Origin of the sequence: Paraburkholderia sp. J67 (genome assembly GCF_905220265.1) — a bacterium.
Taxonomy (GTDB): Bacteria; Pseudomonadota; Gammaproteobacteria; order Burkholderiales; family Burkholderiaceae; genus Paraburkholderia.
Window position 1 is genome coordinate 185,963 of the sequence record NZ_CAJMZK010000008.1, and the last position, 18,495, is coordinate 204,457.

The following is an 18,495-nucleotide window of genomic DNA, read 5'->3' on the forward strand; positions in this document are numbered from 1 at the left end:
TACCGGTGTTGTCCCGAATCTGGATAGTGCCCTTTTGTGAGGGCGATGGAGAATTTAATGACCAAGAGAACGATCGAACTTAAACATCCTCGAGAGTTCTATATTGGCGGAAAATGGGTGGCACCGTCCACCTCCGGCACGTTCGACGTACTCGATTGTTCGACGGAAGAAGTCGTTGCAACCGTGGCAAAAGCCGAGTCGGCAGATATGCAGCACGCTATCCGCGCAGCACGCGAAGCCTTCGATAAAGGGCCGTGGCCGCGAATGACGCCGCAGGAGCGCGCTGTCTATCTCGAGAGATTCGCGGAACGCCTTGAGGCGCTCAATGACGAATTTGCCCGCGTATGGTCGATTGAGACGGGAATCGTCTATAAGGTTGCCCAACCACGCCTTGGACTATTTATCAGCGGTGCATTTCGCCAGTACGCCGCGATGGCATCGACCTTCTCGTTCGTCGAGGAACATCGATCGGTTACCGGAAATGCGGGCTATCGCGTCTACGAACCCGTTGGCGTCGTGGGCGAAATCATCCCGTGGAACGGCCCTGCCGGTTTGATGGCCTATAAGACGGCGCCAGCGCTGCTAGCAGGCTGTACGCTGGTCATCAAATCGTCGCCCGAAGCCCCCTGCTCGGCCTATCGGTTCGCCGAGATTTGCGAGGAGATCGGCTTGCCGCCTGGCGTGGTCAATGTCCTGACCGCTGATCGCGACGTGTCCGAGGAATTGGTCCGGCATCCCGACGTGGACAAGATCACGTTCACTGGATCGACAGGCGCAGGTCGCCGGATCGCTTCCATCGCTGGCGATCGCGTGGCGCGCGTCACGCTCGAACTGGGTGGCAAATCGCCCGCCGTCATTCTCGATGATTACGACATCGAGACCGCAGCGAATGTGCTCGGGCCGTCCTATTTCGGCTACAACACCGGACAGATCTGCCACAGCCTGACGCGCGTAATCGTTCCCCGTGCGAAACACGACGCAATGGTCGAAGCGTTGTCAGTGGCCGCCAGACGGATTGTAGTGGGCGATCCGTTCGCACCGGAGACGACGTCCGGCCCGCTCGCGACTGCACGGCAACGAGAAACGGTCGAGCGTTTCGTCGCCAAGGGCATCGCGGAAGGCGCAACGCTGGCAACCGGCGGAAAACGGCCAGCCGGTCTGGAGCGCGGGTTCTTCTTCGCACCGACGGTGTTCGGCAACGTGGACAATCGTTCGACGATCGCGCAGGACGAAATCTTCGGCCCGGTGCTGAGCGTCATTCCCGCCGACGACGAAGCCAGCGCAATTCAGATGGCGAACGACACGCCGTTCGGACTGAATGCGGCAGTTTTCACAAACGATAGCGCCCGCGCGCTGGACGTCGCGCGGCAGATCCGCGCGGGTACGGTCGGCCACAATGGACCGCGCACTGACTTCTCGATTGGCTTTGGCGGTTTCAAGCAGTCGGGCATTGGGCGCGAGGGTGGCGTTGAAGGCCTGACGGCCTTTATGGAGTCGAAAACCATTGTCATGGCTTGACCGCCTGTGTGTGCGATATGGTCAAACGATATCAAGCGCATCGTCGCGCACGGGGAACCACCCGGGAGCCGTCTTGATCGCCTCCCAGAGTTTCTCAGGAATACGAATCTCTTGTGGTTCGCGGGAAAAATCCAGCGCGATATCGATGGCCTTGTTGCTTCGCATCCGGCTGAGTTCCACCCAATCCGGCGTCGTGGCCAGACCACGCCCGACCGCCACGAGTGGCAGACCGCCCGCCAGGGCCTTGCGTGCCTGCTCCGGCTGGCCGATGCCGCCCGCTGCGATCAGCGGCACACGCTGACCAACACGCTCGACGATCTGTTCGATCGTGGTCTGATCGCCCTCATAGTCCTGCGGCTTGCCGGCAAGCAGGTCGTAAAGCGAAACGTGCAGGTAGTCGATGCCCGTTTCGATCAGACGATCCATCAACGCGCACGCCTCGCCGATGCGTAGTGCCCCTTCGCCAGACTCTTCCGGAGAAAGGCGATAGCCCACGAGGAAGGGACGTTCCGCATGTGCGGCGACAACACGCCTGACTTCCCGCACCACTTCCACCGGAAAGCGCATGCGGTTTTCCAGTGATCCGCCCCAGATGTCGGTGCGCTGGTTATATAGCGGAGAGAGAAAGTTCTGAATCAGGAATCCGTGCGCGCCGTGAAGTTCCACACCGTCGAACCCCGCTTCGATGGCGCGCCGCGTAGCTTCGCCAAACGCGCGAATCACCTCCAGTATTTCGTCATGGTCTAGCGCCCGGCTGTAGTGCTGGCCGTCGTTGAATGGACCGGGTAGCGCTTTCGTCGCGCTGGCGCTCACCATTTCTCCACCGGGAATCAAGCTTCGCACGGCCTTGTTACCCGCGTGAAAAATCTGCAATACCGCGGGCGCACCGCCGCTTTTAGCGGCCTGTGCAAGCTGGCTCAAACCTGGAATGAAACGATCATCGTAGGCCGCAAATTCATGCGTGAAGCCAACGCCGTTTTCCATGACATGCGTGCAGCCGGTCAGCACCAGCCCGACACCACCGGCTCGGGCACGATACCAGGCGAGTTCCTGATCGGAGACCGTCGCGTCCGCGTTCGACGACCAGGTCGTCATCGGCGCCATGACAAGGCGGTTGCGTAACGTCATGCCGTTGGGAAAGGAAAATGCCTCGAACAAGGGATCGGTTGTCTGAATCATGGGCTGCATTTACATCAAATAGGGTTTGTCGCCGTCGCATAAGGCAGCGTGACGAGATAGTCGATGGCAAAGCGGATATCCGACACACGAATCGACGGATCTTCGATAAAGCGCGGCGACCCGCCACTTGCGCCCTGGAAGCTGGCATCGAAGGCAACGACGACGAATCCTTCCCGCGCAAGCGCTGCACCGTAGACGTTGCCGGCGGTCTGCTCCTTGCAGCTGCCGATCGGGTGCGTGCTGACGATGGCGGGATACTGCCTGGTCTCGTCGAAATCGGGCGGCAAATAGATGTCGGCCGCCGTCTCCCATCCCAGGTTCCTGTAGCTAACGGTGCGAACGTTACTGGCGTTCATGACGGGTTCCTGGTTCTCAATGACCGAGCGTGCGCTGGAAGAACGGCGCGAGTACGGAAACGGCCTCGTCGACATACTGCGGCACGTCGTACAGCGACATATGGTTCGCGCCTTCGACAACGTGAAGCTGTTTGTCCTTGCTCGCGGCGCGGGTGAGCAGGTCGTCGCTCATCCACTTGCTACCGGCCACACTACCCGCCACGATCTGAAGCGGCTGGGTCAGGAACGCTTCGGCCTTGTTGTAGGCGTCATAGGTGACGATCTGGTTGAGGCTGCGGGCCGTCATGAAGCCAGGTGCATTGGGATGCTCGCAGCGCGGCGTGTGGTAGTACTCCCACGCTTCGCGCAGTTCAGCATTCGGCGCGTCTTCCTCGCGCATCGGCGCGAGCGGCAGCGTGGCCAGCTGCGCGTTGACGGCGTCGCTCGTGCGCGCCTGCGAACCGGCGCCGATGTACGCAATCGCGTCCGCGTCCGCAACCGTGTTCTCCCAGCCGTTGCGGAACATCTGGCCGATATTGACAGCGCTGACGGTGCCCACGGCCTTGATGCGGCGGTCGTTGATCGCGGCGTTCGCGGTATAGCCGCCGCCTGCGCAGATACCCATTGCGCCGATCTTCTCGGCGTCGACATACGGCAGCGTCACCAGATAGTCGATCACGGCGCTGATGTCTTCGGTGCGGATGTACGGGTTTTCGAGTTGACGCGGCTCGCCCGTGCTCGCGCCCTGATACGACGCGTCGAAAGCAATCGCCACCAGGCCGTTTTCCGCGAGCTTGCGCGCATACAGGCCAGCGGTCTGCTCCTTCACACCGCCGCCCGGATGCGCGACCACCACGGCCGCATACTTGCGGCTGGCGTCGAAACCTTCCGGCAGATGGATATCGGCAGCCATCGTCACGCCCTGGCCGTTGAGGTTCTTGAAGGTCACGCTTTGCATGATCGGTTTGCTCCTGTGTGGGTAAGTCCGTTGCAATGGAGTTCATCATAGGCGCGTCTTTGGATAGGAAAAACCGCCTTTCAAACACATCAGTGTTAAGCTAGACTTGACAATATGACGATTGAGACCTCCCTCCTGCCCGCGCTCGCCTCGTTTGTAAACATTGCCCGTCATCGCAGCTTCACCCGCGCGGCGACGGAAATGGAGGTGTCCCGTGCGGCGCTCTCGCAGCAACTCAAGGCGCTTGAACAGCAGCTCAACGTCCGTCTGCTGCACCGCACGACACGCGACATGTCGCTCACGGAAGAAGGACAGCGCCTGTTCGATACTCTCGCGCCCGCGCTCGCGACGATCGAACGCGCCGTGGCCGAGCTTGGCGAAGCCCATTCGGAACCGGCCGGGCAGATCCGCGTGAGCACCTCACGCATTGCCGCGCGCCTGCTGCTGGAGCCGCACATGGCTGGTTTCCTCGCACGCTATCCGAAGCTGCGTCTCGAACTCGTGATGAACGACGGCTTTTCGAACATCGTGGCGGAAGGCCTGGACGCCGGCATTCGTCTTGGCGAGAGTCTCGACGAGCATATGGTGGCCGTGCCGGTTACGCCCATGCTGGAGATGGCCATCGTCGGCTCGCCGGAATACTTCGCTCGTCACGGCACGCCGGAAACCCCGGCCGATCTCATGCGTCACAACTGCCTCTCCTATCGCTTTACGTCGAGCGGCACAATCGACCGCTGGTCGTTCACCACACCGGGCACCGAGGCCCAGACGGTGGTGTACGAACCGCAGGGCAACGCTATCTTCAACGACGACGACAGCATGCTGCGCGCGGCAATACAGGGCGTCGGACTCGTGCAGCATATCGACCTGTGCGTACGACATCAGCTCGCCAATGGGTCGCTGGTGCGCGTACTCAAACCGTGGTGCCGCCCCTTTCCGGGTTTCTATCTCTACATCCCCTCGCGCGCGCAAATTCCCGCAAAAACACGTGCGCTAATGGACTTTCTGGTCGCGCAACGCGAACAACTCGAACGGGAGCATGAGTCGCTCTGAATCGCGTGCAACAGCGCTGAATGCGTCTCCCCAATATAGGCGAATCAACCCGACTCGAATCGCTTTCCTGAGCGGCTACCAAAGTACGGAACGCGCGCATCGCACGCATTGCGCCCGCCGATAACGGCGGGTTCAATGCATGTTGATCCGTTCAAATCCGTTTTGGAATTCCGCATGCGATACGAAGAATTCGAGTACCTCCGGTTCGATCCCCAGCCCGACGGCGTCATGCTCGTCACGCTGAATCGCCCCGACTTCATGAATGCCACGAACAACCGGATGCATTGGGAACTCACCCAGGTCTGGGGTGTGCTCAACGACGATCCGCAGGTCAAGGCAGCAGTTATCACTGGAGCGGGTGATCGCGCGTTCTCCGCGGGCGGCGATCTGGCCGTCGTGGAGGAAATGTCGAACAGTCACGAAGCCACCATGCGCGTGATGAAAGAAGCCTCCGACATCGTCTACAACATGCTGGCCTGCGATAAGCCCATCATCTCGGCGATCAACGGCACGGCCGTGGGCGCGGGCCTCGCCGTAGCGCTGCTCGCAGATGTGAGCGTGATGGCGGAGGACGCCCGTCTGACCGACGGCCATACGCGCCTGGGCGTCTCCGCGGGCGACCACGCCGCGATTGTCTGGCCGCTGCTGTGCGGCATGGCCAAGTCAAAGTACTACCTGATGACGGCCGATTTCATCGACGGCAAGGAAGCGGAGCGCATCGGCCTCGTCACGTTCTGCGCACCTCGCGTAGAAGTCCTGACGAAATCGCTTGGCATCGCGGCCAATCTCGCGCGCGGCAGCCAGACCGCCATTCGGGCGACCAAAAAGTCGCTCAACAACTGGATGCGCCTCGCCGGACCGATTTTCGACAACTCCCTCGCGATGGAAATGCTGTGTTTCCTTGGAGAGGACGTCAAGGAGGGCCTGGCCGCGCTACGCGGCAAACGCCAGCCCGATTTTCCGTCCGCTCGCTTGCCTTCATAGCGCGCGGACAGATTGCCCGACGCGCCATCCCGCGCGTTTTTACCTAACTAATAATAGTTAATGACATGAGACAACTCACCCTGTTGCTGGACGGTATGACGCATACCGAAGGCGCGCGCTGGCACGACGGACGCTTCTGGTTCAGCGATCTGTACTCCGAACGGGTTTGCTCGATCCTGGAGGACGGCAGCGACCTGCGCACCGAAATGCACGTCCCGGAGTGCCCTTCCGGCATCGGCTGGCTACCCGATGGCCGCCTGCTCGCTGTCTCCATGCACGATCGCAAGCTGTTGCGGCGCGAGCACGATGGCACCGTCCTGGTCCATGCCGATCTATTCCCTCATCTGGAGTTCGAACCGAACGACATGGTCGTGGACGCGCAGGGCCGCGCGTGGGTGGGCAATCTCGGCTTCGATGTCATGAAGCTGGCGCCCCGCCGCCCGGCCCGGCTGGCGCGCGTCGATCCGGATGGCACGGTCACCGTGGTCAGCGAAGGGCTGCATTTCCCCAACGGCCCGACCGTAATCGACCACCGCACGCTCGTGGTCGCCGAATCGTTCGGCAACCGCCTCTCGGCCTTCGATATCCAGCCTGATGGTTCGCTATCGGCACGCCGGGACTGGGCGCGTTTCGGCCCGGTGCCGCAAAACGACGATGTGATCCAGTCGATGGCCGAAATCACCGTCGCGGCGGACGGCATCTCGCAGGTCGATGCCGAAGGCGCGATCTGGGTCGCGGATTTCACCAAGGCGCGCGTGCTGCGCGTGGCACCCGGTGGCGACATTCTCGAAACGATCGAGACCGGCGATCGCAACTGCTACGCCTGTGCCCTGGGCGGCGCGGACGGACGCACGCTGTTCCTGTGCGTCACGCCCGCCGATTTCAACCCGGACGTGCGCCGCGCCAACCCGCTGAGCGCCGTGCTGTCCACTCGGGTCGACGTTGCCGTCGCCTGAGCGCATTGCCCATTCACGTGGAGATTTCATGACGGATTCATCCAACCCGGCTCAAGCCGCCCGCGCCAAGGCGCTCGCCTGGATCCAGCAAGGCGGCAAGCGCCTGCTCATCGGCGGACAGTGGATCGACGCGGCATCGGGCAAGACCTTCGAGGTCATCAACCCGGCGACCGAAGAATTGCTCTGCCATGTGGCCGAAGCCGACAGCGCCGACGTCGATGCCGCTGTGGTCGCCGCGCGCAAGGCCTTCGAGGCGCCGTCGTGGGCCGCGCTATCACCGCATGCGCGCACCCGCGCGCTGCTCAAGATCGCCGACAAGATCGAGCAGCACATCGACGAGCTAGCCGCGATCGAATCGCTCGATAACGGCATGCCGCTATGGTTCGCCCAGGGCGCGGTGACGGCCACGGTCGACATCTTCCGCTACTACGCGGGCTGGTGTTCGAAGGTGCTGGGCACCACGATCCCCTCCGACGGCAGCACGCTCATCTATACGCTGCGCGAACCGCTGGGCGTGTGCGGCCAGATCATTCCGTGGAACGTGCCAATCCTGATGGCGGCCATCAAGTTCGCCAACGCGCTGTGCTGCGGCAACACGGTGATTCTCAAGCCCGCCGAACTGGCGTGCCTGACCTCGATCCGTCTCGCGGAGCTGATCCAGGAAACCGACCTGCCGCCCGGCGTCATCAACGTGCTGCCCGGTTTTGGCGCGACGGCGGGCGCCGCGCTCGCCCAGCACCTGGACGTGGACAAGATCGCGTTCACGGGCTCCACGGCCATCGGCAAGCAGATCGTGCGCGATGCCACGTCGAACCTGAAGAAAGTGACGCTGGAACTCGGGGGCAAAGCGCCCAACGTGGTCTTCGCCGACGCCGACATCGAAAAGGCCGTGCAGAGCGCCGTCAAAACCTTCTGCGGCAACTCGGGCCAGGTGTGCTCGGCGGGCACGCGCCTGTTCGTGCAGGAAAGCATCCACGACCAGGTGTCGGAGCGCGTGGCGCAACTGGCGGCCACATGGAAGGCCGGCGACCCGTTCGCCGCCGATACGAAGCTCGGGCCGTTGATCTCGGCGAAACAACGCGAGCGCGTCTGGTCGTATATCGGCGCGGGCCAGGAAGGCGGCGCATCATTGCGCCTGGGCGGGAACGCATGGAGCGGCGCGGGCTACTTCGTCGAACCCACGGTATTCGACAACGTGCGCAACGGCATGCGCATCGCGCAGGAAGAGATCTTCGGCCCGGTGCTCTCGATCATCCCGTTCAAGGACGAGGACGACGCCGTGCTGCAAGGCAACGACACGAGCTACGGCCTGTCCGCCGCTGTCTGGACACGCGACGTGTCGCGCGCTCACAAGGTCGTGCGCGCGCTGAAGGCCGGGCGTCTGTGGATCAACACGTTTGGCGAGTCCGATCCGGCGATGGCGTTCGGCGGCTACAAGCAATCGGGCTGGGGACGCGAGTTCGGTCAGGAATCGATCGAGGCCTACACGCAGACGAAATCGATCATGGTCCGCATGTGATCGCGGCCTCCCAAAACACACATCAAGGAGACACGCCGTGGATTTGAGCACGCCTGCGTTCGTACAAGGCGCCAAAAAACTGTTGATCGGCGGGCAATGGGTCGAACCTGGTTCGGGCCAATACATCGAAGCCATCAACCCCGCCACGGGCGAGCGCTTATGCCAGATCGCCCGTGGCGATGCCCAGGATGTCGATCGCGCCGTGGCCGCTGCACGCCGCGCCTTTGAAGGGCCGTGGAGCCGCTTCACGGCACACGAGCGGCGCAAGCTGCTCCTGCGCGTGCACGACGTCATCCTCGACAACTTCGACGAGCTGGCGCTGATCGAAACGCTCGACATGGGCGCGCCGCTCGCGCGCACGCGCGGCTACAAGGAATGGCTCTCACAGCTTTTGCAGTTCTATGCCTCGCAGACGGGCGCGGGCTCGGTGGCCGCCAGCCCGCTGTCCATCGCGCCTAATTTCACGGCGCTCAAGCACCTGATGCCGGTAGGCGTGGTCGGCGGCATCATCCCGTGGAATGGTCCGTTGATGGGCCTGTGGTGGATCTACGGCCCGGCGCTCGCCACCGGCTGCACCGCCGTGCTCAAGCCCGCCGAGGATGCGTCATTGTCCTCGCTGCGCGTGTCCGAACTGATGATAGAAGCCGGTGTACCCGACGGTGTGATCAACGTCGTCACCGGCTATGGCAAGGATGTGGGCGAAGCGCTGGCCGGGCACATGGGCGTGGACCGCGTGGCCTTCACGGGTTCGGTGGGCACGGCGCAGGCGATCGTGCGGGCGTCAGCTGGCAACCTTAAACGGCTGCAACTCGAACTGGGCGGCAAGTCGCCCGACATCGTGTTCGCCGATGCCGATCTCGACAAGGCGGTGCCGGGCGCGTCGATGGGCGTGTTCACCAACACGGGCCAGGTCTGCGTAGCGGGCACCCGCATTCTCGTGCAGCGCGCCGTACACGACGAATTCGTGCAGCGCATGGCCGCGTTCGCCAAAACCATCAAGATCGGCGACGGCCGCGAGCCGGGCACCCAGATCGGCCCGCTGATCTCGCAGCGCCAGCTTGAACGCGTCATGCACTACATGGACATCGGCGGGAAGGAAGCCGAACTGGTGCACGGCGGTCGCCGCCTTGGTGGCGAACTGAGCAACGGTTTTTTTGTCGAGCCCACGGTCTTTGCCAACGTGCGCAACAACATGACCATCGCGCAGGAGGAAATCTTCGGCCCGGTGGCGTCGGTGATTCCGTTCGACTCCGTGGAGGACGCGCTGCAACTCGCCAACGACACGCCGTATGGCCTCGCAGGCGGTGTGTGGACGCGTGACCTCTCCACCGCGCACAGAGTCTCGCAGGGCATCCGCTCGGGCACGGTCTGGGTCAATTGCTATGGCGTGATCGATCCCGCCGTGGGTTTCGGCGGCACGAAGATGAGCGGCTATGGCTGGAAAGGCGGCAAGGAGCACGTGGAAAGCTTCCTCTACCCCAAGGCCACTTACATCAATCTGGATTGACTGGACTGCCGATAGACGCGCGGCCCCAGCGCCGCGCATTCCAGTCACGAGAACAAATCAGGAGACACACATGAAAGGCATCGTTTTCAGGGGCGACAAGAAACTCGACATCCTCGATTTCGAGGACCCCACGCCCGGCCCGCTCGACGCGGTCATCGAGATGAAGGCCTCGGGCATGTGCGGCAGCGATCTGCACTTCTATCGCCACAAGCCCGCCGACGTCATCAGATCGCTGGGCTTCAAGGACCTGGCGTCGCGCGGCATGTCGGAGGACACGCCGATCATCGGCGGCCATGAGCCTTGCGGCCAGATCGTCGCGCTTGGCGCGGCGGTCGACGCGCGCGCCTTCAAGGTGGGCGATCGCGTCGCGGTGTTCCACTACGAAGGCTGCCAGCACTGCGACCATTGCCGCACCGGCTGGACGCAGATGTGCAGCCACGGCGCGGATATTCACGGTGTCATCAAGCACGGCGGCCACGCTCACTACATGCGCGTGCCCATCACTTCGCTCGTCCACTTGCCCGATGAGGTTTCGTACGCCACGGGTGCCGCCGTTTCCTGCGGCACCGGCACGGCCTGGGGCGCATTGCTGCGCCTGAACATCAGCGCGCGCGACACGCTGGCCGTATTCGGGCTGGGACCGGTCGGGCTCTCGGCGGTGCAACTGGCCGCGGCGATGGGTGTGGAAGTCATTGGCGTCGATATTTCCGCCGACCGCGTCGAACGGGCCAAAGCCTTCGGCGCGGCGCATGTTGTGGACGGCAGCAAGGAAGATCCGATCGAAGCCATTCTCAAGCTGACCGGCGGCCTGGGCGCGACGTGCGCGATGGATTGTGCGGGCGGCGACATCCCGAAGCAGCAAGCGGTACGCTGTACGCGCCCGTGGGGACGCATCGCACTCGTGGCCGTAGGCGGCAATCTCAACGTGGACGGCATGAAGGACGTGATCGGCAAGCAGCGCACGATCATCGGCTCGTACACGATGTCCGAAGTCAGCATGAAGGATTGCGTCCATTTCGTGGCCGATCACGGCGTGGACGTGGACAAGCTGTTTACCGACCGCTGGAAGCTGGAGCAAGCCGACGAAGCCTATCGTCTGTTCGACGGACAGGCGGGCGGCAAAGGCGTGTTCCTGTTCTGAGTTTCCGAACTCCCCAATCGCATCGAGAAAACAAGGAGACACGCGTGACTACCGCGCACGAAACCTTATCTACCATTCCGGCCAACTGCCCGCCGCTTGAGCAGGAAGTCGTTCGCTTCATTCAGGAACTGAAATACGAGCATCTCGACGCCGGCGCACGCGCCGGTTTGAATCGACTGCTGCGCGACCAGATCGCCTTGCAGATCGGCATATCGAAGATGCCCTGGTCGGAGCAACTGCTCAAATACGCCGCTGCACAGCAGCGGCCGGGCAAGAGCCGCGTGAGCGCCTCTGCCGTGACGATGAGCGCTGCTGATGCCGCGTTCGTCAACGGCTCCTATGGCCACGGCTTCGAATACGACGACGCTCATGGCCCCAGCTACAGCCATCCGGGTAGCTGCGTGATCCCGGCGGCGCTCGCGATTGGCGAGGAACTGGGCTCGTCGCTCGAAGACGTCCTCACGGCGATGGTCGCCGGTTACGAGGTCTACGCACGCCTGGGCGTGCTGGCCCAACCCGATCTGTTGCAGCGCGGCTTTCATCCGCACGGCACGCTCTCGAACTTCGGCGCGGCCGCCGTTGCCGCCAAACTGCGCGGCTTCGATGCGGAAACTACGCTGCACGCGCTGGCCATTGCGTTGAGCCACGTCTCGGGCACCACCGAGTACACCTCCACCGGCGGCTCCATCAAGCGCATCCATGCAGGCATCGGCACACGCAACGGCATGCAGGCGGCCGACATGGCGCGTGCGGGCATCACCGGCCCGCGCGCATTCCTGAGCGGCAACAAGGGATTTTTCCGCACCTTCCTGCAACGCACGGCGGGTGATACGCCCGAGCAACGCTTTGCGCCCGATCAGCCGTTCGAGGTGAGCACGGTCTGGCTCAAGGCTTATTGCGCGTGCTATTGCACGCATGCCTATATCGACGCGCTGCGCCCGTTCGCCACGCGCCGCGACGAGATTGCCGACGTGCATCTGAAGATCACGCCGCACTTCAACGTCGTGGTCGGGACGGCCAATGCCAACGCCTATGAGCCGAAGAACATCGAGCACGTGCAGTTCAGCCTGCCCATCCAGGCTGCCTTCGCCTTGCTCGACAAGGGCAACGGCTTCCTGATCCACCGTGACTATCTGGCAGGGAACGTCGATATGGCGCCCGTCATCGCGATGGCGCGCAGTATTCGCATCAGCGAAGAGCCCGCCCTGGAAAAGCAGTACCCCGGCCGGTTCGTGGCCGACGTGACCGTGACGTTCAAGGACGGCCACGCGGAACATGTGTTCGTCGAAGATCCGATCGGAACCGACCGTAATCCAATGCCCGAGCAGGAACAGGACGCCAAGTTCATGGAACTGACCCGCGACATTCTGGGTGAAGGGCGCGCCCAGAAACTGCTGGCGACGCTGCGCACACTCGCCCCCGCGATGCAGACTGCCCAACTGACTCAGATGTGGGCGATGTAACGACAAACGGCTGGCGGGTCAGGAGCATCCTGCCCGCCAGCCGTTTTTTCCTGAGCCCCCGCTTTACATGCCCGAGTAATTCGGACCACCCCCGCCTTCAGGCGTGACCCACACGATATTCTGCGAAGGGTCCTTGATATCGCAGGTCTTGCAATGCACGCAGTTCTGCGCATTGATCTGCAGTCGCTGCCCTCCTTCCTCGCCCTCCGCCACGAATTCATACACCCCCGCCGGACAATAACGCGCTTCCGGCCCGGCGTAGCGCGCCAGATTGAGCTGCGTGGGCAGGCTCGCGTCCTTGAGCGTCAGATGCGCGGGCTGATTCTCTTCATGATTCGTATTGCTGACGAATACGCTGGAAAGGCGATCGAAGGTGAGCTTGCCATCCGGTTTGGGATAGACGATGGGTTTGCATTCTCGCGCGGGCTTGAGATACGCGTGATCGGGCTTGTGACGGCGTAGCGTCCACGGCATGCGGCCGCGCAGCACGAGTTGCTCGAAGCCGTTCATCAACGTGCCGGTCTTCAGGCCATATCTGAACCAGTTCTTGAAGTTGCGGTCCTTCTTCAATTCGGCGTATAGCCAACTTGCCTCGAAGGCTTCAGGATAGGCCGACAGCTCGTCATGCCGACGCCCCGCCACCACCGCGGCATAAGCGGCTTCGCCCGCCAGCATGCCGGTCTTGATGGCGGCGTGACTGCCCTTGATGCGGCTGACGTTGAGAAAGCCCGCATCGCAGCCCACCAGCGCGCCACCCGGAAAGACGAACTTGGGCAACGCGCCGATACCGCTCGCGTTGATAGCCCGCGCACCGTACGACAAGCGCCGCGCGGTGATTTCGCCCTTGTCGTTCTCGAAGCAGCGGCGAATGCGGGGATGCGTTTTCCAGCGCTGGAATTCTTCGAACGGACTCAGCCAGGGATTGCTGTAGCCGAGCCCCGTCACGAAGCCCACGGCGACGCGGTTGCCGTCCAGGTGATAGAGGAAGCCGCCGCCATAGGTCGCGTTGTCCATCGGCCAGCCGGCGGTATGCATGACCTGCCCCGGCCGATGCTGCGCCGGATCGATCTCCCACAACTCCTTGATGCCGATCCCGAAGCTCTGCGGATCGCGCCCCGCGTCGAGCCGGAAGCGCTCGATCAACTGCTTGCCGAGGTGGCCGCGCGCCCCCTCGGCAAAGATGGTGTAGCGCGCATGCAGTTCCATGCCCATCTGGAGATTCGCGGTGGGCTCGCCATCCTTGCCGATACCCATGTTGCCCGTTGCCACGCCCTTGACCGAGCCGTCGTCGTTGTAGAGCACTTCGGCAGCGGCGAAGCCGGGAAAAATCTCGACGCCGAGCGACTCGGCTTGCTGCGCCAGCCATCGGGTCAATGCGCCGAGGCTGATGATGTAATTGCCGTCGTTGTGCGCAAAGGGCGGCAGCAGCAGATTGGGCACGCGCCAGGACGACTGCTCGCCCAGAAACACATACGCGTCTTCGGTGACGGGCTGGTTCAGCGGCGCGCCAAGCGCCTTCCAGTCGGGAAACAGCTCGCTGAGCGCGCCCGGGTCCATGATCGCGCCGGAGAGAATGTGCGCGCCGGGCTCCGAGCCTTTCTCGAGCACCACCACGGATACGTCCTGGCCGTTTTCGGCGGCAAGCTGCTTGATGCGAATCGCCGTAGCGAGGCCGCCGGGGCCGGCCCCGACGATCGACACGTCGTACTCCATGGATTCACGAGGGCCGAACTGGGCCAGAAGGTCTTTACTGTTCATTGCTTTCTACTCATGTGGGACTGTCGTGCTTTGTCGATGGCACGCTTAATTTCACGCTCAAGCCAGCCAGGATCAAATGACGTTGCGCTGCCGCAGTCCGGCGATGGCCTGGGCGTCGTAGCCGACACCGGCCAGAATTTCATCAGTGTGTTCGCCCGTCAGCGGGGCGCGCGTGCGGATCTCGGGCGGCGTGCGCGACAGCGAGACAGGCGTGGCGAAAATCGGCACCTTTTTCGGCGCGCCGGGGTAGTCCATCCAGTGAATGAGGTTCGCGGCTTCGATGGTCTTGTCCTGCAATGCCTCGCGCGGCGAATTGACGGGACCGGCGGGAATGCGCGCGCGTTCGAGTTGCGCCAGTGCTTCCGCCTGCGAAAGATCCCGGCACCATGCCGACATCACTTCGCTCAGAAACTCGCCGTGCTCGCCGCGCAGCCGGTCGTCGGCAAAGCGTGGATCGTCGAGCAGTTCGGGGCGGCCTACGAGTTGCGTCCAGCGTTTGAACATGGGCCGCCCGATCACCTGGGTGATGAACCAGCCGTCCTTCGCCTTGAAGATATCCGAGGGCGCATAGCTGGACGCGCGGTTGAGCGTGGCAGCGCGGTCGAGGCCCAGCAGCGCTTCCTCGATCAGCGCGCCGCTGGCCATGTTCAGGCCCGTGCACAGCAGCGATGCGCTCACTTCCTGCCCCATGCCGCTGCGCTGGCGCTCGTAAAGCGCGAGCATGGTGCCGAGCGCGCAGGAAAAGGCGGTGGCGAAGTCCACCACAGGCACCATCGCCTTTTGCGGCTGATCCGGCGTACCCGCGATATGCACCGCGCCGCTGAGCGCCTGGCCCACACCGTCGAAGCCTGGCCGGTCTCGCACCGCCTCGCTGTTGCCAAACGCGTTGGCGGCCACGAGGATGACATCGGGCTTGATGCGGCACAGGCTCTCGTAGTCGAGCCCGAGGCTCGCGAGCGTGCGCGGCGGCATGTTGGCGATCACCACGTCGGCGTCGGCCACCAGCCTGCGCACGATCGCGCGTCCTTCCTCGCTGTCGAGATCCAGCGTCATGGAGCGCTTGTTGCGGTTGACCTGCAAAAACAGCGCGCCCTCGCCCTGCTCCGTGACGGGGACGATGAAGCGGTCTTCGCCGCCGCCCACGCGGTCGATGCGGATCACCTCGGCGCCATAGTCCGCCAGCAGCGCCGAACAGTACGGCCCGGCGATAAATCGGCCGAAGTCGAGAACCTTGATTCCTTCAAGCACTTTCATTGTTGTCTCGCGTGAAGACCGGCCCGACCCTGAAGTCAATGACCGATCGCATTGAATTCCGATTGCAGTTCATGCGCCATCGCCAGCAGTCGCGGCCCCAGTTCGCGTTCCACGCGCGCACGGCTCATGACGCGGCTCGCGCCGATGCAGACCAGCACAAACGGCGCATTCCCCTCCAGCAGAACGGAAGCCGCCAGGATGCCCAGCTCCGGCTCCCATTCGCCGATCGCGGTGCAATAGCCCGTCTCGCCAACCTGCGCGATGCCCTCCAGGACGCGGCGACGAAGCCTCGCCCAATCGCGTGGCGTACGCCGTTCGACGTTCTCGAGCAGATAGCTGCGCTCCAGTTCGGGAAGCGCGGCGAGCAGCGACCAGCCCATCGGCGAAAGCGCCATGCCAACCCGCATGCCCACATGGAGCGGCAGCATGACCGGCGACGACAGACTGCGCCGGCATTCGAGCACCACGAGATCCAGGCGGTCGCGCACGGCAAGACACACATGCAACCCGTGCTGGTGCGCAAACGCCGCCATGCGCTGCGCGGCCAGGCCCTGAATAGCCGAATGCGCGATGGCCGCATAGCCGAGGCCCAGCACGGCGGCGCACAGCCGGTACTTGCGCTGCGTGCCGTCGTAGCGCAGATAACCGAGGCTAGCGAGCGACTGGGTGATACGCGACACAGTGGAGGGCGGCAGCCCCGTGCGTTGCGCGAGCTGCCCGTTGCCCAGCCAGCGCTCCTGCGGCCCAAAGGCCGCAATCAACGCGAGCGCACGCACCAGCGGCGTGACCACCTTGGCCCCAGTTGCGGGGCGCAACGCAACGGTCAGCCGCTCCACGGGCGCATGGGGCAGCGCGATCTGCACCTCGGTCAGCGGATGGCCGGCGCTCATGACCTGCTCTGCGTCAGGCCGAAGGCGCCGCGGCGCGCACTTCGTCGAGCGCGGTGGGATTGTCGAGCGAGGACAGATCGCCCGGCGGCAAACCGCAGTACACGCTGCGGATCACGCGGCGCATGATCTTGGAGCTGCGCGTCTTCGGCAACTGGTCGACCACATGCACGCGGCCGGGCCGGAACGGACGGCCAAGGCGCTTGTCCACGTGACTGGCGACAGCGGCCTCCAGATCCGGGCGGGCGCCCGACAAGCCGGGTTTCGGCACCACGAAGACGACGAGCTTCTGCCCCTTCTGCTCGTCCGCCACGCCGATGGCCGCTGCCTCGGCCACGTCCGGCAGCTCGAGCACCACCTCCTCGACCTCGGCCGGGCCAAGGCGCTTGCCCGCAACCTTGAGCGTGTCGTCGGAGCGTCCCATCATGAAGTAGTTGCCATCGGCCGTGCGCAGCGCCAGGTCGCCATGCACCCAGACGCCTGGAATGGTCTGCCAGTAGGTTTCCAGATAGCGTTCGTCATCGCGCCAGAACGACTGCGTCATGCCGACGAAGGGCGCGCGAATCGCCAGTTCGCCCACTGCGCCGGTCACACTGTTGCCCGACGTATCGACCACATCCACCGCCACGCCGGGCGAAACCGTGTTGAAGCCGCTGGGCGGAATCGGCCGGATCGGCACGCTCGCCAGCAACGCGCCCGATGCCTCGGTCCCGCCGGTGTAGTTGATGACGGGCGCCGTGCCGTCGCCGAAGCGTTGCAGGAACCAGTTGAAGTGCTCCGGCGCGATGCCCTCGCCTGCTGTGATGAGCAGGCGGACGGTGGAGCGCTCGCCCTGCAGCGCCTGCGCCTCGTGGCTCGCCATGCCGCGGATCAACGTGGGCGCGGAGCCGAAGTGAGTGACCTTGTGACGCTCGACCACGCGGGACATGCGCGACCAGTCGGGATAGTCGGGCGCGCCGTCGTAGCACACCAATGTTGCCCCACGCAGCAGCGCGCAGCCCAGCACGAGGGTGCCGGCGATCCAGCCCATATCGGCGGGCCAGCAGTACACATCGCCGGGATGCACGTCGAAATGGATCAGCGAATCGTGCGCGATCTTGATCGGGAAGCTGCCGTGCGTGTGCACGACGCCCTTGGGCTTGCCCGTCGTGCCTGAGGTGTAGATCACCATGAACGGCGTGTCGGGCGTGACGGAAACGGCCTCAGTGCCCTGGCCGCGCGCGGCGCTCGCCGTGTCCTGCCAGTCGAGGTCGCGCGGGTCGGCCGCATGCTGGGCGACTTCCCCCTCGGCGCGCTTCCAGATGACGTGCTCGACCAGCGGCAACTGACGCCACGCGTCGCGCAGCGCGCCCTCCACATCGACCCGCTTCGTGCGGCGCGAAAAACCCGTGGACGCGATGACCATGCGCGCCTCGGCGGCCGCCAGGCGGGCCACGATCGCATCGACGCCAAAGCCGCTGAAGAGCGGCACGACCAGCGCGCCCAGATGCACGATCGCCAGCAGGGAGACCGTGGCCTCGATACCGTTTTCCATCAGCAGGCCAATCCGATCGCCGCGCTTGAGCCCACGCTGCGCGAGGCCCGCCGCGAAGTCGCGCACGCGCGTCTCCAGCTCCGCGTAGGTCAGCGCGCTGACGCTGCCGTCTTCGCGCTCGGCCACAACCGCCTTTTGTTGCGCCGTGGCGGGATGGCGGGCCCAAGCATAGATCGTGTTGACCCAGTTGAGCCGTCCGCCCGGGAACCAGCTGGGAAACTGCGGCCCGCGCGACAGGTCCACGTAGCCCGTGGGCGGCTCGTCCCAGACGAACGCGCACTCGCGCATGACGGTAGTCCAGTAACGCTCGGGCTCGTCGATCGACACGCGCATCAGTGCTTCATACGAGGGCACGTCCAGCGCCCGCATCAGCTTCACGATGCCGGCGTTCTGGAGTTCGCGCTCGCCCGGTTGCCACACGTGGCTTGATTCAGGATTGCTCATGATCT

At 63.9% G+C, this 18,495-nt stretch carries 15 protein-coding genes; 8 read left to right on the forward strand and 7 right to left on the reverse strand.

Annotated features, from left to right (window positions below; all coding sequences use genetic code 11):
• Positions 1-57: 57 nt before the first annotated feature.
• Positions 58-1,518, forward strand: a complete 1,461-nt coding sequence (locus U5782_RS17510) for an aldehyde dehydrogenase (RefSeq protein ID WP_322045121.1) — start codon at positions 58-60, stop codon at positions 1,516-1,518.
• A 21-nt stretch (positions 1,519-1,539) separates the two neighbouring features.
• Here the strand turns inward: U5782_RS17510 and U5782_RS17515 are convergent, their stop codons facing one another.
• From U5782_RS17515 to U5782_RS17525, 3 genes are read right to left on the reverse strand one after another with little or no spacing between them, the layout of a single operon-like run.
• Entirely contained in the window at positions 1,540-2,697 is a 1,158-nt protein-coding gene (locus tag U5782_RS17515; protein WP_322045122.1) for an NADH-dependent flavin oxidoreductase, read from the reverse strand.
• 14 nt (positions 2,698-2,711) lie between these two features.
• Positions 2,712-3,053: an alpha/beta hydrolase gene (locus tag U5782_RS17520; protein ID WP_415914351.1), complete on the reverse strand. Its 342-nt coding sequence runs from the start codon at positions 3,051-3,053 to the stop codon at positions 2,712-2,714.
• A gap of 16 nt (positions 3,054-3,069) precedes the next feature.
• The gene (locus U5782_RS17525) at positions 3,070-3,990 is read right to left on the reverse strand and encodes an alpha/beta hydrolase (protein WP_322045123.1); all 921 of its coding nucleotides are present in this window, start codon (positions 3,988-3,990) and stop codon (positions 3,070-3,072) included.
• Positions 3,991-4,104: 114 nt separating this feature from the next.
• Here U5782_RS17525 and U5782_RS17530 point away from each other — a divergent pair, with 114 nt between their 5' ends.
• From U5782_RS17530 to U5782_RS17560, 7 genes are all read left to right on the forward strand, one after another.
• Positions 4,105-5,043 (forward strand): LysR family transcriptional regulator, encoded by a 939-nt coding sequence (locus U5782_RS17530; RefSeq protein WP_415914352.1) that lies wholly within the window; start codon positions 4,105-4,107, stop codon positions 5,041-5,043.
• Between the two features lie 174 nt (positions 5,044-5,217).
• Positions 5,218-6,027 carry an enoyl-CoA hydratase/isomerase family protein gene (locus U5782_RS17535; RefSeq protein WP_322045125.1) on the forward strand — a complete coding sequence of 270 codons (810 nt, stop codon included), beginning with the start codon at positions 5,218-5,220 and terminating at the stop codon, positions 6,025-6,027.
• 65 nt (positions 6,028-6,092) lie between these two features.
• Entirely contained in the window at positions 6,093-6,983 is an 891-nt protein-coding gene (locus U5782_RS17540; RefSeq protein WP_322045126.1) for an SMP-30/gluconolactonase/LRE family protein, read from the forward strand.
• Between the two features lie 28 nt (positions 6,984-7,011).
• Positions 7,012-8,502 carry an aldehyde dehydrogenase family protein gene (locus U5782_RS17545; protein WP_322045127.1) on the forward strand — a complete coding sequence of 497 codons (1,491 nt, stop codon included), beginning with the start codon at positions 7,012-7,014 and terminating at the stop codon, positions 8,500-8,502.
• A gap of 37 nt (positions 8,503-8,539) precedes the next feature.
• A complete protein-coding gene (locus U5782_RS17550; protein WP_322045128.1) occupies positions 8,540-10,009 on the forward strand; it encodes an aldehyde dehydrogenase family protein in 1,470 nt (489 codons plus the stop codon).
• Positions 10,010-10,079: 70 nt separating this feature from the next.
• Positions 10,080-11,150 carry a zinc-binding dehydrogenase gene (locus U5782_RS17555; RefSeq protein WP_322045129.1) on the forward strand — a complete coding sequence of 357 codons (1,071 nt, stop codon included), beginning with the start codon at positions 10,080-10,082 and terminating at the stop codon, positions 11,148-11,150.
• Between the two features lie 44 nt (positions 11,151-11,194).
• Positions 11,195-12,613 carry an MmgE/PrpD family protein gene (locus U5782_RS17560; protein WP_322045130.1) on the forward strand — a complete coding sequence of 473 codons (1,419 nt, stop codon included), beginning with the start codon at positions 11,195-11,197 and terminating at the stop codon, positions 12,611-12,613.
• Positions 12,614-12,676: 63 nt separating this feature from the next.
• Here the strand turns inward: U5782_RS17560 and U5782_RS17565 are convergent, their stop codons facing one another.
• From U5782_RS17565 to U5782_RS17580, 4 genes are all read right to left on the reverse strand, one after another.
• Entirely contained in the window at positions 12,677-14,371 is a 1,695-nt protein-coding gene (locus U5782_RS17565; RefSeq protein WP_322045131.1) for an electron transfer flavoprotein-ubiquinone oxidoreductase, read from the reverse strand.
• A 72-nt stretch (positions 14,372-14,443) separates the two neighbouring features.
• Complete coding sequence (locus U5782_RS17570; protein WP_322045132.1) at positions 14,444-15,625, reverse strand: CoA transferase; 1,182 nt, start codon at positions 15,623-15,625, stop codon at positions 14,444-14,446.
• Positions 15,626-15,660: 35 nt separating this feature from the next.
• Entirely contained in the window at positions 15,661-16,515 is an 855-nt protein-coding gene (locus tag U5782_RS17575) for an IclR family transcriptional regulator (protein WP_322045133.1), read from the reverse strand.
• 13 nt (positions 16,516-16,528) lie between these two features.
• A complete protein-coding gene (locus U5782_RS17580; protein WP_415914353.1) occupies positions 16,529-18,490 on the reverse strand; it encodes an AMP-binding protein in 1,962 nt (653 codons plus the stop codon).
• Positions 18,491-18,495: the final 5 nt, after the last annotated feature.